The sequence below is a fragment of the Gordonia sp. NPDC003376 genome (assembly GCF_053589235.1).
In genome coordinates this window covers 33,812-52,827 of sequence record NZ_JBSFRM010000033.1, presented here as the reverse complement: position 1 = coordinate 52,827, position 19,016 = coordinate 33,812, and the positions used below count along the sequence as shown (strand labels likewise).

At 70.5% G+C, this 19,016-nt stretch carries 6 protein-coding genes; 1 reads left to right on the top strand and 5 read right to left on the bottom strand.

Annotation, left to right across the window (positions count from 1 at the left end):
* Positions 1 to 185: 185 nt before the first annotated feature.
* The 3 genes from ACWDUA_RS22800 to ACWDUA_RS22790 form a co-directional block, all read right to left on the bottom strand.
* The gene (locus tag ACWDUA_RS22800; RefSeq protein WP_449753296.1) at positions 186 to 1,157 is read right to left on the bottom strand and encodes an ABC transporter substrate-binding protein; all 972 of its coding nucleotides are present in this window, start codon (positions 1,155 to 1,157) and stop codon (positions 186 to 188) included.
* 68 nt (positions 1,158 to 1,225) lie between these two features.
* Positions 1,226 to 1,951, bottom strand: a complete 726-nt coding sequence (locus ACWDUA_RS22795) for an SDR family NAD(P)-dependent oxidoreductase (protein ID WP_449753295.1) — start codon at positions 1,949 to 1,951, stop codon at positions 1,226 to 1,228.
* Positions 1,948 to 2,625, bottom strand: coding sequence for an isochorismatase family protein (locus ACWDUA_RS22790; RefSeq protein ID WP_449753294.1), 678 nt, complete (start codon positions 2,623 to 2,625; stop codon positions 1,948 to 1,950). The genes ACWDUA_RS22795 and ACWDUA_RS22790 overlap by 4 nt, the downstream gene beginning before the upstream one ends.
* 31 nt (positions 2,626 to 2,656) lie before the next feature.
* Here ACWDUA_RS22790 and ACWDUA_RS22785 point away from each other — a divergent pair, with 31 nt between their 5' ends.
* Complete coding sequence (locus ACWDUA_RS22785) at positions 2,657 to 4,225, top strand: (2,3-dihydroxybenzoyl)adenylate synthase (protein ID WP_449753297.1); 1,569 nt, start codon at positions 2,657 to 2,659, stop codon at positions 4,223 to 4,225.
* Positions 4,226 to 4,308: 83 nt separating this feature from the next.
* On the opposite strand, the gene ACWDUA_RS22780 is transcribed toward ACWDUA_RS22785, so the two are convergent.
* Complete coding sequence (locus tag ACWDUA_RS22780) at positions 4,309 to 5,658, bottom strand: MFS transporter (RefSeq protein WP_449753293.1); 1,350 nt, start codon at positions 5,656 to 5,658, stop codon at positions 4,309 to 4,311.
* Position 5,659: 1 nt separating this feature from the next.
* Positions 5,660 to 19,015 carry an amino acid adenylation domain-containing protein gene (locus ACWDUA_RS22775; protein ID WP_449753292.1) on the bottom strand — a complete coding sequence of 4,452 codons (13,356 nt, stop codon included), beginning with the start codon at positions 19,013 to 19,015 and terminating at the stop codon, positions 5,660 to 5,662.
* Position 19,016 lies beyond the last annotated feature (1 nt).

Below are 19,016 nucleotides of genomic sequence, written 5' to 3'. Positions count from 1 at the left end.
GGGAACGGTCAACCACCAACAGAGCCAGATGCCCGGTGGACTGAACACAACCACCAACTTGGTGGCTCCACAAGAGTGACACTGAAATCACCAACCGGGGCAGCGACGAGACGTGTCGAGACCTCCGTCGGGCCCAGCGAACACCGGCCCCTGCCCGACTACGGGCAGGGGCCGGTGAATCCGGATCAGAGCTTGGCTGCTGCCGGGCTGACCGTCTGGATCACGTACGACACCGACGGCGCGCTCGGGACGCTGAATGCGGCGTGGTTGTCGTTGGTGATGTAGATGACCGTGCCGTTGCGGACGGCCTTCAGGTCGGACCAGCCGGGGACCTGCTCGAGGACGTTCTGGTCACCACCGGGCAGGTAGACGACCAGGAGATCGGAGTTCAGCAGGTTGATCCGCTCGGGGGAGATCAGCGCGCGGGTCGCCGAGCCGTTGTGCAGGGCGGCGATCTGCGGATCCAGGGTGAAGCCCAGCTGGGCGAGCAGGCCCGCCGATGCGTCCTCGGTGGAGTTGACCACGCCGACCTGACCGGTCGGACCGACCTGCGCGAAGGTGAACGTCTTGCCCACAGCCGACGGGTACTTCGACTTGAACGCGGAGATCTCACCGTTGGTCTCGTCGATGAGCTGCTGCGCCTGCTCCTGCTTGCCGAAGATCTTTCCGGCGGTGGTGGTGACCAGCTCCCAGCTGTCGACCATGGAGCCCTTGGTGATCACCGGCACGGTCGGGGCGATCTCGCTGAGCTTCTTGTACCGCTCCTCGTCGCCGAGGTAGCCGGCCAGGATCACGTCGGGATCGAACTTGGCGATCTCGGCCACACCGACCTGCGAGATGTCGTTCACCGCGACCAGTTCGGTCTTGTGCTCGGGCGTCCACGGGAACGTCTCGTGACCCTGCTCGACGAATTGTGCCGTGATCGGGATGTCGAGCGCGGCCAGGGTGTCCGACCAGTCGGTGAGCAGGGTGACCACGCGCTGCGGCTGGGCGTCGATGGTGGTCGAACCGAACTCGTGGTCGATGGTCACCGGCGTGTAGGCGGTGCTCGACGACGAGGAGTCCTCGTCGGGGGAGGAGCAGGCGCCGAGGAGGGCGACCATGCTCAGGGCAGCTGCGACCACCAGGCCGCGCACCATCAGGGTTGAGCGTTTCACTTCAATCCAATCATCGTTGTGGGCAGGGGGATTCGATGTCATGGGACCAGGGCTGGTCGGGTGGGCGATCACATGTCAAGCGTGGCGCCGCCGTCGACACGCAGATCGTGCAGCGTGATGTGGCGCGCGGCGTCGGAGGCGAGGAACAGTGCCGACTCGGCGATGTCGGCCGGATCGGCGATGCGCTGCAACGGGATTCCCAGGCGATGCGCCTGCTGGTCACCGGCGAGGACGGCATCGCGGTCGGCGTCGGAACTCCACATGTCACGCAGCATCGAGGTGTCGGTGGACCCGGGACTGACGATGTTGACACGTACCCCGGCCGAGGCGACCGCCAGGCCGACGCTGCGCGCATACGACGTGGCGGCGGCCTTGGACGCGGCGTAGGCCGACATCGCGATCCGCGGGGTGGCACCGGCATTGCTCGAGATCACCACCACAGATCCGGATCGCCGTTCGGCGAGGGAGGCGGTGGTGATGTCGAGGACGTTGCGGACACCGGTCGCATTGACCGCCATACAGCGGTCCCAGTCGTCGCTCATCACGCCGGCCGTCGAGATCACCACGTCGACGCGTCCGCGCGTTTCCAGCGCACGCCAGGCGTCGGCCACCGCGTCGCGGTCGGTGACGTCGACGACGGTGTCCACATCGGCTCCGGAGGCCAGATCCCAGCCGGTGACGGTGGCCCCGGCGGCCCGCAGGGCTGCGCAGACCGCCGTACCGATCCCACCACCGGAACCGGTGACGAGCGCCCGTTTGCCGGTGATGCCGGGCACTGGGACGGATCCGGTCATGCCCGGCCACCGCCGGAGGTCACCGCTGCGTCGTCGGGTGCCGGTGCCGGGGCCAGGGCGTCGAGCACGTCGGCCGTGCTGGTCACCCGGCCCGCACGCTTGGCGATGTAGTCGGCCGCCATCTGATGCTCGTCGCGGGTGAAGTCACCCACGGCGTCGACGACGAAGAACGGTTCGACATCGCTCATGAACGCCTCGGTGGCGCTGATCATGCATCCCATGTGCGCGTAGACGCCGACGACGATCAGCTGGTCCCGCTGATGGCGGGCAAGCAACTGGCGGAGATCGGTGCGCTGGAACCCGGAGTAGCGCCACTTGGTCACCTGGATGTCGTCGGCCGCCGGGGCCAACTCGTCGATGATCTCCTCGTCACGTCCAGTGTCGAGGCCGCGGCCCCAGAAGTCCGCGAGGATTCCACGACGGGACGGATGCTGGTCGCCGGGCTGCGCGGTGTACACCACCGGTACACCGGCACGGCGGCAGGCCTCACGGATGGCGACCATGTTCGGCAGCGCTGTCGCCATCGGTTCCTGGTGGACGTCATAGGCGTCGATGAAATAGCGCTGCATGTCGTGGACCAGGAGCGCGCACCTGTCCGGGTGCAGTGCCCAATCGACTCGGGCCGGGAACGGTCCGGCGGGGATCTGGTACGGAGCAATGGAAGGGATCGCCACGCCTTTAGGGTAGCCTCACCTCGTGCGTGTGATGTCATGGCCCTCGGAACTTGCCCAGAAGTATCGCCAGAACGGGGTGTGGTCGGACGAGACCTTCGACGACATCGTCGCCCGCAAGGCCTCGGACCCGGCGTTCGCCGACAAGGTCGCCGTGGTGGATGCCGAACGCTCCCTGACCTACGCCGAGCTCGACGACCGGGTCGGCCGCCTGGCCGCGGGGCTGGCCGCGCTGGGCATCGCCCCGGAGGACCGCGTCCTGCTACAGATCCCCAATTCCGTTGCCTACGTCGAAGCGGTCTTCGCGGTGTTCCGTATGCGGGCACTGCCGGTCTTCGGTCTGCCCGCTCACCGGGCGGCCGAACTCGTCGGTGTGGCCCGCTCGGCCGACGCGGTGGCGATCATCTCACCGGCCTCGACCCGCGGATTCGACTACCGTGCCCTCGCCGAGACGGTGCGTGAGCAGGTCGACACCGTTGCGTACCTGATCGACTCCGATGATCTGGAGCGGGTCTGGGCCGAACCGGTCGACCACGGACGGGCCGATCCCGAGGATCTCGGATTCCTCCAGTTGTCCGGCGGCAGCACGGGCGTGCCCAAACTGATCCCACGGACCCACGCCGACTACCTCTACAGCGTTCGACGCAGCAACGAGGTGTGCGGTGTCGACCAGGACACCGTCTACCTGGTGGTGCTGCCTGCGGCCCACAACTTCCCGATGAGCTCACCGGGCATCCTGGGCGCCCTCCACGCGGGTGGCACCGTGGTGCTCTCGGCGGCCCCGCTGCCGTCGGTGGCATGGGAACTGGTCCAGCGTGACCGCGTCACGATGGTGGGTCTGGTACCGCCGCTGGCGCGGATCTGGACCGAGACCGCCGAGGGTGGCACCGACTTCGACCTGTCCAGCCTGGCGACGGTCCAGGTGGGTGGGGCGCGGTGCCCCGACGAGCTGGCCCGACGCATCTCCCCGGCGCTCGGGGCGACCCTCCAGCAGGTGTTCGGGATGGCCGAGGGACTGGTCTGCTACACCCGCCTCGACGACCCCGAGGACGAGGTGACCGGGACCCAGGGACGTCCGATGTCGGAGTGGGACGAGCTCCGGCTGGTCGACGAGGACGGCGTGCCGGTCACCGACGGGCCGGGCTTCCTGGAAACCCAGGGGCCGTACACGATCCGTACGTACTGGAAGGACGCGAGTCCGTCGTCGTTCGCCGACGACGGGTGGTACCGCACCGGTGACGTCGTCGAGCTGACCGGGCGGGGAAACCTCATCGTCCGCGGCCGGGGCACCGACCGGATCAACCGTGGTGGCGAAAAGGTGTCGGCCGAACAGGTCGAAGAACACATCCTGGCCCACCCGGCGGTGCGGGACGTGATCGTGGTGGCGAGTTCGGATCAGTACCTGGGTGAACGCACCTGCGCCTACGTGATCCCCGCCGATCTGGCCGAACCGCCGACGCTGGGTGTGCTGCGCGCCTTCGTGCGTGCGTCCGGGCTGGCCGAATGGAAGCTGCCGGACGCGATCAAGGTGATCGAGGCGTTCCCCGAGACCGGGGTCGGCAAGGTGAGCCGTAAGAAGCTGCGGGAGCTGCTGACCCACTGAGCGGGGCACCGGGCCCGGCCGCCCGGGTCCCTCGGCCGACCACACCCACCGACCCACCGGAGATCCCCGGTGGGTCGGTGGGTTCAGGCGACCGGGGTGGTGCGGACGGGTTTTTCGGCCCGGACCGCGCGCAGTGATCCCAGCACCAGTGCCGCCACCACTGCGGCGGCCAGCAACATCAGGCTGTAGTAGACGACTGCGGTGGAGGCCACCCAGAGCGACCCGAAGGCGCCCGCGACCAGCGCGCCGACGGTGACACCACCGACCTCTTGCGCCATCCAGATCCCGTTGACCCGGCCGAGCAGCGGTCCCGGGGTGTGGTGCTGGATCAGCGTGTACCGCAACACTTCCTGGATGGCCTCGAGGAATCCGATCACCACCAGCAGGATGATCGCGAGCCAGGCATAGGACGCCAGACCGAACAGCGCCATCAGCGCGAACGTCGCGACGAGCGAGCCGAGCAACAGACGTCCGGGCCGCGCCACCGCAGCCAGCCATCCGCTGGTGAGTGCCGCGACCATCGCACCGGTCGCCACCGCCGCGAACAACAGGCCGGTGACCGACGGGTTGGCGTCGAAGCGCTGGGCGACCAGCGCGGGCAGCAGGGCGACGATGCCGGGTGCGAACATCGCGATCACGCCGACCACCATCACCGCACCCACCACGCGCTGGCTCCGGAGGAATGCCTGCAGCGACGGGACCGGTGCGGGCGGAGCGTCGGCGGACGAACCGGGTTCGGAGAGTGACGGTTCGGGTGCGGCCGACCCGTCGGGGATCGCGTCGTCGGGGATCTCGTCGTCGAGGACCGCGGCATGCGGGGGCAACGACGGCAGACCGCTGATCACGATCACCGTGATGAAGGCGAGCACGGCGGCGACGGTATAGGCCCACTCGACACCCGCCGCGCCGATGACGAAGCCGGCGATACCCGGCGACACCGCCGACCCGATGCGCACGGTGAGCGCCCCGATCGCCCCGACCGCGGCCAGATGCCGACGCGGGATGAGTGTGGGAACCGCCGCCATCAGCGCCGACGTCGACAAGGCGCCGATCAGACCGTCGACCAGTGCCAGTCCGTAGAGCACCGGCACCGCGGCCGACGACCCGAAGGCGCCGAACGCATTGGCCGCCAGCCCCGCGAACGAGAGCGCCGCCGCGGACCGTCCCACCAGGATCAGCAGCTTGCGATCGAACCGATCGGCGAGCACGCCGCCGAGCAACATCCCGACGAAGGTGGCGACACCGGTCACCGCGGTGGCCGCACCGACCTGCACCGACGATCCGGTGAGGTCGTACATCTGCACCGGGACCGACACCAGCAGCATGCCGATCGCGATGAGCGAGATCAGGCGTGCGACGAAGATCCGCCGGAACGGTGCGGACACCCGCAGGGGCGTGATGTCGATCAGCAGCCCTCGGGCCTTACCCGCCATGTCAGATTCCTCCTGCGGCATCGGGCTCCGACCCGGCGTCCGGGTTCGAAGCGGTGTCGCTCGCCGTGGCGGCGAGTTCGGTGAGTTCGGTGGCCCACCGGTCGGCCAGGGCCGCGACGGCATCGGCGTCGACGATGCCGGGCTGATACACCCATGTCGCCAGCAGGCGGGGACCATCGGGGCCGTCGACGGTGGTGACGTTGACGATCAGTCCGTAGGCCGCGGGCATCTGCTCGCCCGGGCCCACCTCGGCCGACTCCGGTGCCATACCCCAGCCCTCGAAGTCGAAGGCGCGGTACCGGCCCAGATAATTGAACTCGATGGCCGCGCCCGGCAGTTCCCCGCCCGCGAGGTAACGCAGCAGACCGTATCCGAGTCCGCCGTCGGGCATCGACGCGCGTTGCCGGGTGAGCGAGCGCGCCTGCTCGGTGGTCGATCCGGTACCGCCGACCACCACCGGGTGGACCGCGGTGAACCAGCCGACGCTGCCGGTCAGATCGGCACCCGGCACCGCCTGTTCCTCGCGGCCGTGGCCCTCGAGGTCGACCAGCGTCGGTGCGGGTAATGCGGCACCGAGCGCACCGAGCAGCAGGTCGTCGACAGCCACCCCGCTCCGGGCGGGCACCGGACCGAGAAGCGCACGGGCGGCGTCCGATTCGAGGGCGACCCGATACCGGCCGGCATGTGCGTCGCGGTCGACCGCGGGATCGACGGGCCGCCGGAACGGCTGCCCGGCAACCGAACCGGCGACCTCCCGCCACCGGTCGAGTTCGGCGCTGCGGTCGAGGGTGACCAGTTCGCGGGCCCACGCACCGAAGCCGGGCGGCACCGGACCGAGCGACACCGGCCCGCCGGTACTGCACTGGGTGTAGGCGGCGACGAGTTCGGGCACGAGGACTCGCCACGACACACCGTCGACGACGAGGTGGTGCACGGCGACCAGCAGCCGGCCCGCAGCATCACCGTGATCGATCCAGGTCACCGCGACCATCACGCCGCCGACCGGGTCGAGGCGATCCCGGGTGCGCCGGGCCACCGCCTCGACATCGGGGTCGGTCTCGCGCAGCACCGGTATGACCGGCGCGGTCGCGGCGATGTCGAATCGCCACGGCATCTCGTCGGCGACCAGACGGGCCCGCAGCATCGGATGGCGCTCGAGGAGCGCGGCCACGGCCTGTTCCATCGCGGTGATATCGATCCCGGCCGGCACCGTCAGCAGCGCCGACTGGTGGAATCCGCGGATGACGTCGGCATCCGAGCCGGCCACCTCCTGCAGCCACCGGACGATGGGGGTCGCGGGCACCGCACCCGAGGTCACCTCGACGAGCGGCTCGATCGGACCGTCGGCGGTCGAGATGTGGGCGGCGAGCTCGGCCGGGGTGGCGTGGGTCATCACGTCGCGCGGACCGACCACGAAGCCGTCCGCCCGCAGCCGGGCGACCAGCTGCATCGCCACGATGCTGTCACCACCGAGTTCGGCGAACGCATCGTCGACACCGATCTCGTCGAGGTCGATGTCGAGCACATCGCCGAAGGCACGGCAGATCTGATGCTCTGCCGGGGTCTCCGGCCGGCGCCCCGAGTGGGCGATCGACGGAAGCGGCAGCGCACGGCGGTCGATCTTGCCGTTCGGCAGGGTGGGGAACCGGTCACAGACGACGATCGCCGCGGGAACCATGTAGTCGGGCAGCACCGCACGCACCGCGGCCCGCAGGCCGGCCGGATCGAGATCCACCCGGCCGTCGTCGCCGACGACGTAGCCGATCAGGCGACCCGAGCGCTCCACCGCGATCGCCGAGGCGACCCCGTCGACCGCACCGAGAGTGGTCTCGACGTCGCCGAGCTCGACGCGATGTCCGCGGATCTTGACCTGGTCGTCACCGCGGCCGCGGTACTCGATCTGGCCGGTCGCAGTCCAGCGCACCGTATCTCCGGTGCGATACATCCGGGAACCGTCGGCGGCGAACGGGTCGGCGACGAACCGTTCGCCGGTGAGATCCCCGCGACCGAGATATCCGCGGGCCAATCCGGCGCCGGCCAGGTACAGCTCGCCGTCCACCCCGTCGGCGACGGGGGTCAGGTACTCGTCGAGCACGTAGGCGCACATACCGTCCACCGGGCGGCCGATCACGGGCCGTTCGGTGTCGGAGACCTTCGCCACGAGTGCGTCGACGGTGCCCTCGGTGGGTCCGTACAGGTTGTAGCCGTCGGAATCGGCGAGCTCGCGCCACCGGCCCCACTGCGCCTGCGACACCGCCTCGCCGCCGAATCCGAATGCCGCCATGGACGATTCGACACCGCCGAGTGCTGCGAGGTGCGACGGGGTGAGTTCCAGGAAGTCCCAGCCCTCACCGGTCAGGGTCGCGGCGAGTGCCTCGGCGTCGCGCTGGGTGTCGGCGTCGACGATGCTCACCTCGTGACCGTCGAGCAGCCACAGCTGCGGCTGCCACGATGCGTCGAAGGCGAGCGACCAGGCGTGACCGACACGCAGCCGGTCGCGGCCGGTGCGCAGCCGGGCCGGTTCGTGCAGCATCCGTCGGTGGCTGGCGAACAGGTTGGCCAGCGCGCGGTTCGGGACCACCACACCCTTCGGGACACCGGTCGAGCCGGAGGTGAAGATCACATACGCGGGATGCTCCGGCCGCAGTGGTGCGACGCGGCGCACCGGTAGCGCCGACTCCGATTCGGTTGCCGGGGCGAGGATTTCGTGGTCCAGGCGATCGATCGTGTACCGGGGGCGGGCCACCGACGTCATCGCCTGTACCCGCTCGTCCGGGGTGTCCGGCTCGATCGGGAGGTATGCCGCACCGGCGTAGAGCACACCGAAGATCGCCTCGAGTGCGGCGACCCCGCGTTGCAGCCGGACGACCACCACGTCCTCGGGACCGACACCGGCCCGGGCCAGACGCCCGGCGATGACCCGCACACGCTCATCGAGTTCACCGAAGGTGCGTCGTCCATCCGGTCCGCGCAGTGCCGCGGCGCGGCGATCACGGGCGACGACCGCGTCGAAGAGGTCGGCAAAGGTCGTCGGTGCCGGGGCCGGCCGCGACAGGTCCCGGTTCTCGGCCGGGATCCGGATGTCGAGCTCACGCAGCGGGGTGTCGGCCCGGCCCGCCATGAACTCGAGGATCGACGTCAGCCTGCGGGCCATCGCCTCGACGGTGGTGCGATCGAACAGGTCGGTGCTGTACTCGATCACGCCGCCGATCCGCACATCGCCGCGGGAGGTGTCCTCGGTGAAGTCGAACGACAGGTCGAACTTGGCGGTGACCGGCGCCGGCAGCGCGGACAGCGAATCGGCATCGGGCAGGATGCCGTCGACGTAGACCACCATCGTCTGGAACAGCGAGTTCATCGCCGTGGATCGTTGGGGTGCAACGGCTTCCACGACACGTTCGAACGGCACGTCCCGGTTGTCGTAGGCGTCGAGGTCCACCGACCGCACCCGTGCGAGCAACTCGCGCGGGGTGGGATCGCCGGTCAGGTCGGTACGCAAGACCAGGGTGTTCAGGAAGAACCCGACGAGGTCGTCGAGGCGGGTGTCCGAGCGCACCGTGACCGGGGTGCCGACCGGGATGTCGGCGCCGCCGCCGAGACGGGACAACAGCACGGCCACCGCGGTGCGGATCACCATGAACATCGATGTGCCGGTGGCCGATGCGAGTGTACGCAGTGCATCCGCCAGATCCGGTTCGAGGAACAGGAACACCCCGTCACCCCGGCCGGTGGGCCGCGGCGGACGCGTGTGGTCGTAGGGCAGTGCCAGCTCGTCGGGCAACCCGGCGAGCGCGGTGCGCCAGAAGTCGAGCTGACGATCGCCACGGCCGCCGTCGATCACCGCACGCTGCCAGGCGGCGAAGTCGCCGTACTGCAGCGGCAGCGCATCCCACTCGGGGGCCTCACCGCGTTGCCGTGCCCGGTAGGCGGTCGACAGGTCGGCGCGTAGCGGAGGTGCCGACCACTCGTCGGTGGCGATATGGTGGATCGTCACCACGGCGACGTCGTCGGTGGTGGCGACCCGGATCGGGACCTCGGTGGCCAGATCGAAGGCATGTGCGCTCGAGCGGGTGAGGTCGGCGGGGTCGTCGACGTGCTCGACGACGATCTCCGGGTCGGCGAGGACCTCCGGCCGCTGGTCGGGGTAGCGGGTGCGGAGCACCTCGTGACGGCCGACGAGATCGCGCACGGCGGCCCGCAGGACGTCGATGTCGATGATCTCGTCCGCGCCGGCCGGGCCGCCCGGACGCCACATCAGCGGCACGTTGTAGGTGGTCGTCGGACCCGACAACGTGTGCAGGGTCAGCATCCGTTCCTGCCCATAGGACAGCATCGGCGCGCCGGTGTGGCGCACGAGTTCGGGCATCGGCTCGGCCGCATCGGCCGCACCCGAACCCAGATGTGCGGCGAGTGCGGCGACGGTCGGGGCGTCGAACAGGGTGCGCAGTTCGACGTCGACGCCGAGGGTGCCGCGCACCAGGTTGATCACCTTGATCGCGAGCAGCGAGTGCCCGCCGAGCGAAAAGAAGTCGGCGAACACGTCGGTGACCGGGGTGCCGAGGACCTCGGTGAAGATCTCGGCGAGATCGGATTCGAGGTCGGTGCGCGGTGCGGTGCCACCGGTGGCGGTCACGTCCGGGGCCGGCAGCGCCGCCCGGTCGATCTTGCCGGTGTGGTTGAGCGGAAGCGCGTCGACCACCATGATCGGCGACGGCACCATATACGACGGAAGCTGCGCCGACAGCGCGGCGGTGATCGTCGAGATCAGTTCTGCCGCAGGGATCGCCGAATCCAAGGCGACCACCCACGCGACCACGCGGTCACCGTCGGTGTCGACGGCTCCGGAACCGACGCCGTCGACAGCGCGCATCCGGGCCTCGATCTCGCCGAGTTCGACGCGGTTGCCGCGGACCTTCACCTGACTGTCGGCGCGCCCGACGTACTCGAGGACACCGGCACGGCGACGGACGAGGTCACCGGTCCGGTAGAGGCGGGCACCGGGGACCTCGCCGGTCACATCGGCGACGAACGAGGCCGCGGTGAGATCGGGACGCCGCAGGTAGCCGCGGGCGACCGGCAGGCCGCGCACATACAGCTCGCCGAGCGCCCCCTCGGGCACGCGGTGCAGCGCGGCGTCGAGGACCAGCAGATCGGTGCCGGTGATCGGCGTCCCGATCGGGATGGTCGGGGTGGGCGTCGATGCGGCGTCGGCGACCTGGTCGGTGACCACGACGGTGGTCTCGGTGGGACCGTAGGCGTTGATCAGCGCGACCCGGGGTGCGGCCTGCGCCACACGTGCCGCCAGGTCCGTGGTCAGGGCCTCGCCGCCGGCGATGATGTGCCGCAGGGTGGGCACGCCGGGCAGGTACTCGACGAACAGATCGAGCAGCGAGGGCACGAACACCGTGGTGGTGACCGCGTTCTCGGCGATGATCTGGGCCAGACGTCGCGGGTCGCGCTGGGCGCCCGGATCGGCGACCACCGTGGTGGCCCCGGACACGAACGGCAGCAACAACTCCCAGACGGCGCCGTCGAACCCGACCGGGGTCTTCGCGAGCACCCGATCGCCGACGCCGAGACCACCGGGGATCGACGACAGACGCCACCGGAGCACGTTGACCACACTGCGGTGATCGACCACCACACCCTTGGGCCGCCCGGTGGATCCGGACGTGAAGATCACATACGCCGGGTTCTCCGGGCGCACGGCCACCGGCCGATGCGGTGTACCCGTATCGGTGTGGCGGTCACCGGTGCCGGTGACCGGAGCGCCGAGGTGATCGAGGGTGAGGGTGGCGAAGGTGTTCTCGGACACCCCGATCCGCTCCAGATCGGCCGTGGTCTCGTCGACGATCACCGCCGCGGGGCGGGCGTCGGCGAGGATGTCGCCGATGCGGGCCACGGGGAGATCGGCGTCGATCGGCAGATAGGCCGCACCGGCATACAGTGCGCCCTGCATCGCCACCAGCTGCCCGATGTGGCGCGACATCAGCACCGCCACCACCGATTCGGGGCCCGCGCCGAGCGCGGTCAGCCGGGCCGCCACGTCCTGTGCGGTCCGCGCGCACTCGGCATAGGTGACCGAGCGGCCGGCGGTGTCGGTCAGCGCCACCGTGTCGGGGTGGGCCGCGGCGGTCGCCGTCAGCAGATCGACCAGGGTGGACCCGCCGTCGGTGAACTCCGTTGCCGGGGCGCCGCTCTCGGCCAGGCGCAGGGCGTCGAGATCGACTGCGTCGAGCAGTGCGATGCGCTCGACACCGATCGCCGGATCGGCGACCACCTGATCGATCACCCGGACCAGATGGTCGAGGAGTGTGCGTGCGGTGTCCTGGTCGAACTGCGCCGTCGCATACTCCAGGCCGACGGTCAGTTCGCCCCCCTCCGGGGTGTCCGCACCGGTGATGTCGACAAAGGTGAACGCCAGATCGAATTTGGCGGCGACCGACGACAGCGGGGCGAATCCGGCGGGCACACCGAGGAAACTGTCGGGGGCACCGCCGAAGGGCAGATACGACACGCTCACCTGGAACAGGGGATTGCGTCCGGAGACACGTGCCGGTGCGAGACGCTCCACCACCTGCTGGAACGGGATGTCCTGGTTGTCGAATGCGGCGAGGTCGACGGCGCGGACACGCTCGACGAGCTCACCGAAACCGGGTCGGCCACCCACGTCGACACGCAGCACCTGGGTGTCGACGAAGAAACCGATCAGATCCTCGAGCGCGGGATCGTTACGCCCGGAGATCGGGCTGCCGAGGGGGATGTCGTCGCCGGCACCGGCCCGATGGAGCAGGGTGGCCACCAGCGCCTGGGCGACCATGAACATGCTGGCGCCGTGCGCGGAGGCGATGGCGGCCAGCCGGGCACGGGTGGGCGCACCGATGGTCACCGTCTCGGTGGCGGCCGGGCCCGGCGCACCCGCGCGGCGGGCACGATCGCGCGGGAGGGGGAGTTCATCGGGCAGGCCGGCCAGTGCCTGCTCCCAGTAGGCGAGCTGCGCCGGACCGCGTTCGGAGACGCGGTCACGTTGCCACAGTGCGTAATCGGCGTACTGCACGGGCAGGGCCGCGAACTCCGGCGCGGTGTCGGCCAGGCGTGCGGCATAGGCGATCGAGAGATCGGTCAGCAACGGCCGGTCCGACCACTCGTCGGTGGCGATGTGGTGCAGCGCGATGGTCAGCAGCCCCGCGGTGCGACGATCGGCATCGGTTCCCCGGCCGCCGGTCGCTCCACCGGCCTGCGGCCCCGCCTCCACCAGGTCGAGGCGCACCCGGATGGGCGGAGCCCCGGTCAGGTCGAACGGCCGGGTCAGGACCTCGCGCGCCCGCTCACCGAGTGCGACGTCGAGGGCATGCGCGTCGTCGGCGGTCACGGTCGTGACCTCGACGACGTCGGGCACCTCGGCCACGTCGAGAATCCGCTGCGACACCTCACCGGCCGCCGATTCGGCGAAGACCGTCCGCAGGCTCTCGTGCCGGGCGAGGACGTCGGCGAGTGCCGCCCGGAGCGCGTCGGGATCGATCGCCCCGTACAGCCGCACCACATGCCCGTAGTGATAGGAGGTGTCGGTCGGGTCGAGCCGGTGCAGCACCCAGAGCCGTTCCTGGGCGGGGGAGAGCGGGATGTCCTGCGGCCGTTCGCCCACCACGATGTCGGTGGTCGAGTCGGTGACCTGCACACGCGCCGCGATCTCGGCGACGGTGCGGGCCTCGAACAGATCGCGGATGGCCAGCTGCGCACCGAGCTCGGTCCGCACCGACGACACCAGCTTCATCGCCGACATCGAGTGCCCGCCGAGCTCGAAGAAGTCGTCGTCGACACCCACCTCGGGGAGGCCGAGGACCTCGGCGAACACGTCGGCCAGACGGCGTTCGACGTCGGTCCGCGGGGCGCGGTGGGTGGTGGCCGGGCGAGGCTCGGGCAGGGCCTTCACGTCGAGCTTGCCGTTGACGGTCATCGGGAACTCCGCGACCGCCGCGAACAGCGTCGGCACCATGTAGTCCGGCAGACCGCCGGCCAGGCGCCGACGGATGTCGGCGAAGTCCACCCCGGCCTCCCGGTCGGCCGGGATCACATAGGCGACAAGGCGTTTGATGGACGGGTCGCCCGGTTCGGCGGCCGCGACGACCGCGGCCGAGGCGATGTCGTCCAGCGCGGTGAGGGCGGCGTCGATCTCGCCGAGCTCGACACGGTAGCCGCGGACCTTGACCTGGTCGTCGGTGCGGCCGAGGAAGTCGAGGTTGCCGTCGGGTCGGATCCGCATCAGATCGCCGGTGCGGTAGAGGCGCCCACCCGCCGCGAACGGGTCGGCGACGAAGCGTTCGGCGGTCAGGTCCGGGCGGCCGAGGTAGCCGCGGGCGAGACCGGCGCCGCTGATGTAGAGCTCACCGGCCACACCCGACGGCACCGGCCGCAGCCAGGGGTCGAGGAGGTGGGCGTGGGTGTTCCAGATCGGGGTGCCCACCGACGAGGTCGGTGACTCGTCGGTGCCGATGCCCAACGTGTTGATGGTGTACTCGGTGGGGCCGTACAGGTTGTAGCCGAAGGTCTTCGGGTTCTCCCGCAGTCGCGTCCACACCGGGTCGCCGACGGCCTCGCCGCCGAGCAGGACCAGCGGCGGAACGTGGCCGCAGCCGGTTCCGGAGCCGGAGCGTTCGTCGAGCAGTCCGTCGGCGAACAGCTGGGCGGCATACGTCGGGGTCACGTTCACCACGTCGATCCGGTGTGCGGCGCAGTAGTCGACCAGGGCCGCCGAGTCACGGCGCAGATCCTCGTCACAGACGTGCACCTCGTGGCCCTCGACCAGCCACAGCAACTCCTCCCACGACATGTCGAAGGCGAAGGACACGGTGTGGGCGATCCGCAGCCGGCCGGTGATCCCGGCCGCCCGGGCGACCTCGATCGCCGGCTCGAACACCTTCTCGCGGTGGTTGAGCTGCATGTTGGTCAGGCCACGGTACGGCGTCACCACGCCCTTGGGCTTGCCGGTGGATCCGGAGGTGTAGATGACATATGCGGTCCAGTCCGGGTCGACGTGCGGTGGCGTCCACTCGGCCGCACGCGGTGCGGGCAGATCGTCGATGGCCAGGATCGGGACCCCGGAATCGGCGAAACGTGCACCGGTCCGGCTGTGCGACAGGATGATCCGGGGACGTGCGTCGTCGATGATGGTCAGCAGACGGTCATCGGGGTGGTCGAGTTCGAGCGGCAGATAGGCCGCCCCGGCCCGTAGGATCGCGAACAGCGCCACCACGGTCTCGGTGCTGCGCGGGATCGCCAGCGCCACCACGGTTTCGGGGCCCACGCCGTGATCGGACAGCACATGCGCCACCCGATCGACCTCGGATTCGAGCTCGGCATAGGTCATCCGCTGATCACCCGACACCAGGGCGTCGGCGTCGGGGATCAGGGCGGCCCGGTGTCCGAGCAACGTCGAGACGGTCTCGTCGGGCAGATCGTGGACGGGGCCCACCAGGCCGGTGTCGCCGGGCAGGCTCAGATCCAGTGCGGCGACCGGGGTGTGCAGATGCGCGCCGATCGCCTCGAGGGCGCGGCGGAATCGCGCGAGGAAGGCCGTGGCGGCGGCCGCGTCGACGAGGTCCTCGCGATACTCGACACGGAACCGGATGTCGTGCGACGGCGTCACCACGAGCGCGATCGGATAGTGGGTGTGGTCCAGGCTGCCCTCGCCGATCACGTCGTGCAGTGCCGACTGGGTGCGCTCCTCCTCTTCGGTCCGGAAGTTCTGGAGGACGTAGAGCACGTCGAACAGCACCGGGTGCCCGGTCTCCTGCTGGAGCCGACCGAGCCCGAGATGGTCGTAGGCCATCATCTCGACCCGAGCGGACTGCATGCGGCGCAACAGATCCAGCACCGTCTCGTCCGGACGCAGCACGGTGCGCACCGGCACGGTGTTGAGGAACAGCCCGATCACGGTGTCGATCCCGGGGACCTCGGTGGGCCGGCCGGCCACCGTCGAGCCGAAGGCCACGTCGGTGCGTCCCAGCTGACGCGACAGGGTGAGGTTGAGCGCGGCGGTCAGGACGGTGTTGAGGGTCACTCCGGCGGCGCGGGCGTCTGCGCGCAGGCGGTCGGAGAACTCGACGCCGAGATCGACGTCGGTGCGGTGCGGGGCGCGCGGTGTGGTGGCCGCGGCCCGCGGGGCGATCAGGGCGGGCTCGTCGTAGCCGTCGAGATGGGAGATCCAGGCGGCCAGGGCATCGGCGTCGTCGACGCCCCGCGCCAGCCATGCCAGGTAGTCCCGCATCGAGGCCTCGCGCGCGGGCACCGGCGTCCCGTTGAGGTGGGCCAGCAACCGCGACACGAACAGGCCACCGGACCAGCCGTCCCACAACAGGAATCGGCGATTGACCACCAGTCGGTCCTGCCCGCCGGGCAGGTGCACCAGTCGCATCCGCCACAGCGGTGCCCGCTCGAGTGCGAATCCGGTCCGGCGGTCGTCGGCGAGCAGGGCCTCGAGCTGCGCGGCAGCCTCTTCCGGTGCCGACGCGGACAGGTCCACGTCCACGACGTCGGGCTGCACCTCGGCGGCGATCACCTGCAGGGGCCTGCCGTCGACCTCGACGAATGCCGCTCGCAGCTCCGGGTTGGCGTCGAGCAGCGACCGGGCTGCGCGACGCAGGTCGGCGACATCGATGCGATGGCCGAAGTCCAGCCAGAACTGGGCGGTGTAGATGTCGGCGTCGGCATCCATCCGGGCCTGGTAGTACAGACCCTCCTGCAACGGCGTGAGCGGCCAGACGTGTTCGATCTCGCCGTGGGCCGCGGCCAGGGCGTCGAGCGTCCCGGCGTCCAGGGTCACCAGCCGATCGTCGGCCAGTGTGGTCACCGCGGCGGTGATGGCCTCGGCGAGTTCGCCTGCCGCCTCGACCCGTTCGGCGTCGACGTGCACCTCGACCGTCCACGATGCGGCCGGGTCGTCCGGGGTGTCGGTGCCCGAGGTGTCGGTGCCCTGGGTCGTGGGGTCGGCCGGGACGACGGCAACGGTCACCGGATGGGCGGTGGGCAGACCGAAGTCGCCGACGAGCACGTCGGCATCGGCGATCTCGCCGGCGGTGCGGGCGGCACCGAGTGCGGCGGCCACCTGCGGGGACAGATGGGCCAGGACGTCGAAAGGCGGTCCCGGTACCGCGTCGGCGGTCCCGGTGCGCAGGTCGATCCGGGTGGGGGTCAGACCCAGCAGCGGGCCACCGGTGCGGGCGGCCCCGGCGGGCCGCAGATCGGTCACCACGTCGACGAGCAGATGGGTGCCCACGCGTCCGTCCAGCACACCGGCGATCGCCCCGGCGACGGCGACCGAGACCGCACCGGAATCGGGGGCCGTGGGTGTGTCGATCGGCCGGCGGCGGGTGACCGGTGCGCCCGGGTTCCCCTGGTCTGTCGACGGGTCTGCCGAATCCTCGGGCCGGGGGAGCCCGGCACCGGGTGCGAGGACCTCGAGCCACCGGTTCAACGACGACGGATCGGCGGCCCGGCCGGTCAGATCCACGCCGACCCGGCCGAGCGAGACCGGCACGGGATCGACGTCCACCTCGCGGCCCCGGGCGAGATCGTCGAAGGCGGCCGCCAGATCCGAGCGCAGGATCCCCACGGTCACCGGGTCGGTGAGTGCGGCACCGACCCACAGGGTCAGCTGTCCCGATGCCGGGTCGTAGACGGCCCGGGGGAGTTCCGGTGCCGCGATGTCGGCCGGGTCACCCGTGCCGGGGGCGCCGGCGGGCCCGGTGACCGGGATCGACGCGGCGTCGGCGGGGGCGGTGGACAGCGTCCACAGGATGGGGACGGGGCGCAGCAGCGAGGTCCGCAGCACGTCGTGGCGGGCGGCGACGGCACCGACGATCTCCGCGACCGTCTCCATCGGGGTGCCGGCAGGTGCGGCGACACGAACAGCCCTGGGCGCCAGGGTGTCCGGCTCGGTGCCGGCCACCCGCAGCCGATGCAGCGACGGGGTGAGCGCGGGTGCGGGCATCGGCTCGTCCTGCACGACGACGGGATCGCCCAGACCGGCGAGCCGCGAGGTCGGCGCGGTGGACAGCCGGGTGAGGAAGGCGTCGAACTCCTCGGCGATCCGGCGGGCCCCCGCAGCGGCCTCGGGTACCGCGCGCACGATGACCTCGGCGGGAAGTCCCTTGCGGCGCAGCTGGATCTGAATCTCGACATCGGAGACCGGGCCCGAGGCGAGCGCATGCGCCGCCGTGTCGTGTCCGCCGATCCGGTGCTGCGTGGTGTGCGCCATGACATTCACACCGAGCCCGAACATCCGGTACCGACCGGCGCCCGCGGGAGCGGAGGCTGCCAGCGCACGTCCGAGATCCTCGGCGCGGAAACGGCTTCGGGGCAGAAGCCCGTACAGTGCGCGGTCGACATGCAGTGCGAGGTCGCCGAGACGGTCGCGGCCGGACGCGGCGACACGCAGCGGCAGCACACTGGTGACCATCGACGGTGCGGTCCGCGTCTGCCGATCGAGCCGGCCGGTCACCGGGAGCGCGAACACCAGGTCCTCACGACCGGTGCGGGTATGGGCGAACGCCGCGACGGCGGCGATCAGCATGACCGCCGGGCGCACCCCCTTGTCGGAGGCGAGGGACCGCAGCACGGCCAGACGGTCGGGGTCGATGTCGAAGCGGGCCTGGGTGACGCCGAACCCCGGTGCGAGATCGTCGTCGAGCAGCCGCACCGGTTCGGGACGGTCACCCATCAGCTCGGTCCAGTACCGGCGGTCGACCTCCAACTCGGGACCGCTGCGGTAGGCGGACTCGGCGGCCACCACGTCGGACAGGGCCCAGCTGCCCCGATACCGCGGGGCGCCGGGCTCGGCGGCGTCATAGGTGATGCGCACGGTGTCGCTGAAGGAGATCAGACCCATGCCGTCACAGACCAGGTGGTGCACCTTGTAGTAGGTGAACACCGTGGTCGGTGGTTCGGTCGCATCGTCACCGATCAGCAACAGCCGGAACTCGCTCAGCGGTCCGGTGTGGATGTCCATCGGCTCGGCCATGTCCCGGCGCATCCACTCGTGCGCGTCGCTGCCGCGCAGGTCGACCACCGGGATCTCGAAATCGGCGATCGGCAACAGCCGCTGGGTGATCTCGCCGTCGACCTCGGCGAAGACGGCGCGCAGCGCCTCGGCCTGGTCGATGACCCGCAGCAGCGTGGTACGCAGCAGGTCGAGGTCGATCGACGCCGACATCTCGATGTAGAGACCGGTGTTGTAGAGCGACGGATCGGCCGCCATCTGCATGGCGAGATAGATGTCGCGCTGTCCGGCCAGGACCGGGTGGGGATGGTCGGTGGCGTCGGTCGACGAGGACAGGCGGGGGATCGAGGTCACGAACACT

Excerpts from the sequence above, each read along its gene's own strand:
- ACWDUA_RS22795 (WP_449753295.1), bottom strand. The coding sequence starts at position 1,951 with ATGACCGGATCCGTCCCAGTGCCCGGCATCACCGGCAAACGGGCGCTC.
- ACWDUA_RS22780 (WP_449753293.1), bottom strand. The coding sequence starts at position 5,658 with ATGGCGGGTAAGGCCCGAGGGCTGCTGATCGACATCACGCCCCTGCGG.
- ACWDUA_RS22785 (WP_449753297.1), top strand. The coding sequence starts at position 2,657 with ATGTCATGGCCCTCGGAACTTGCCCAGAAGTATCGCCAGAACGGGGTG.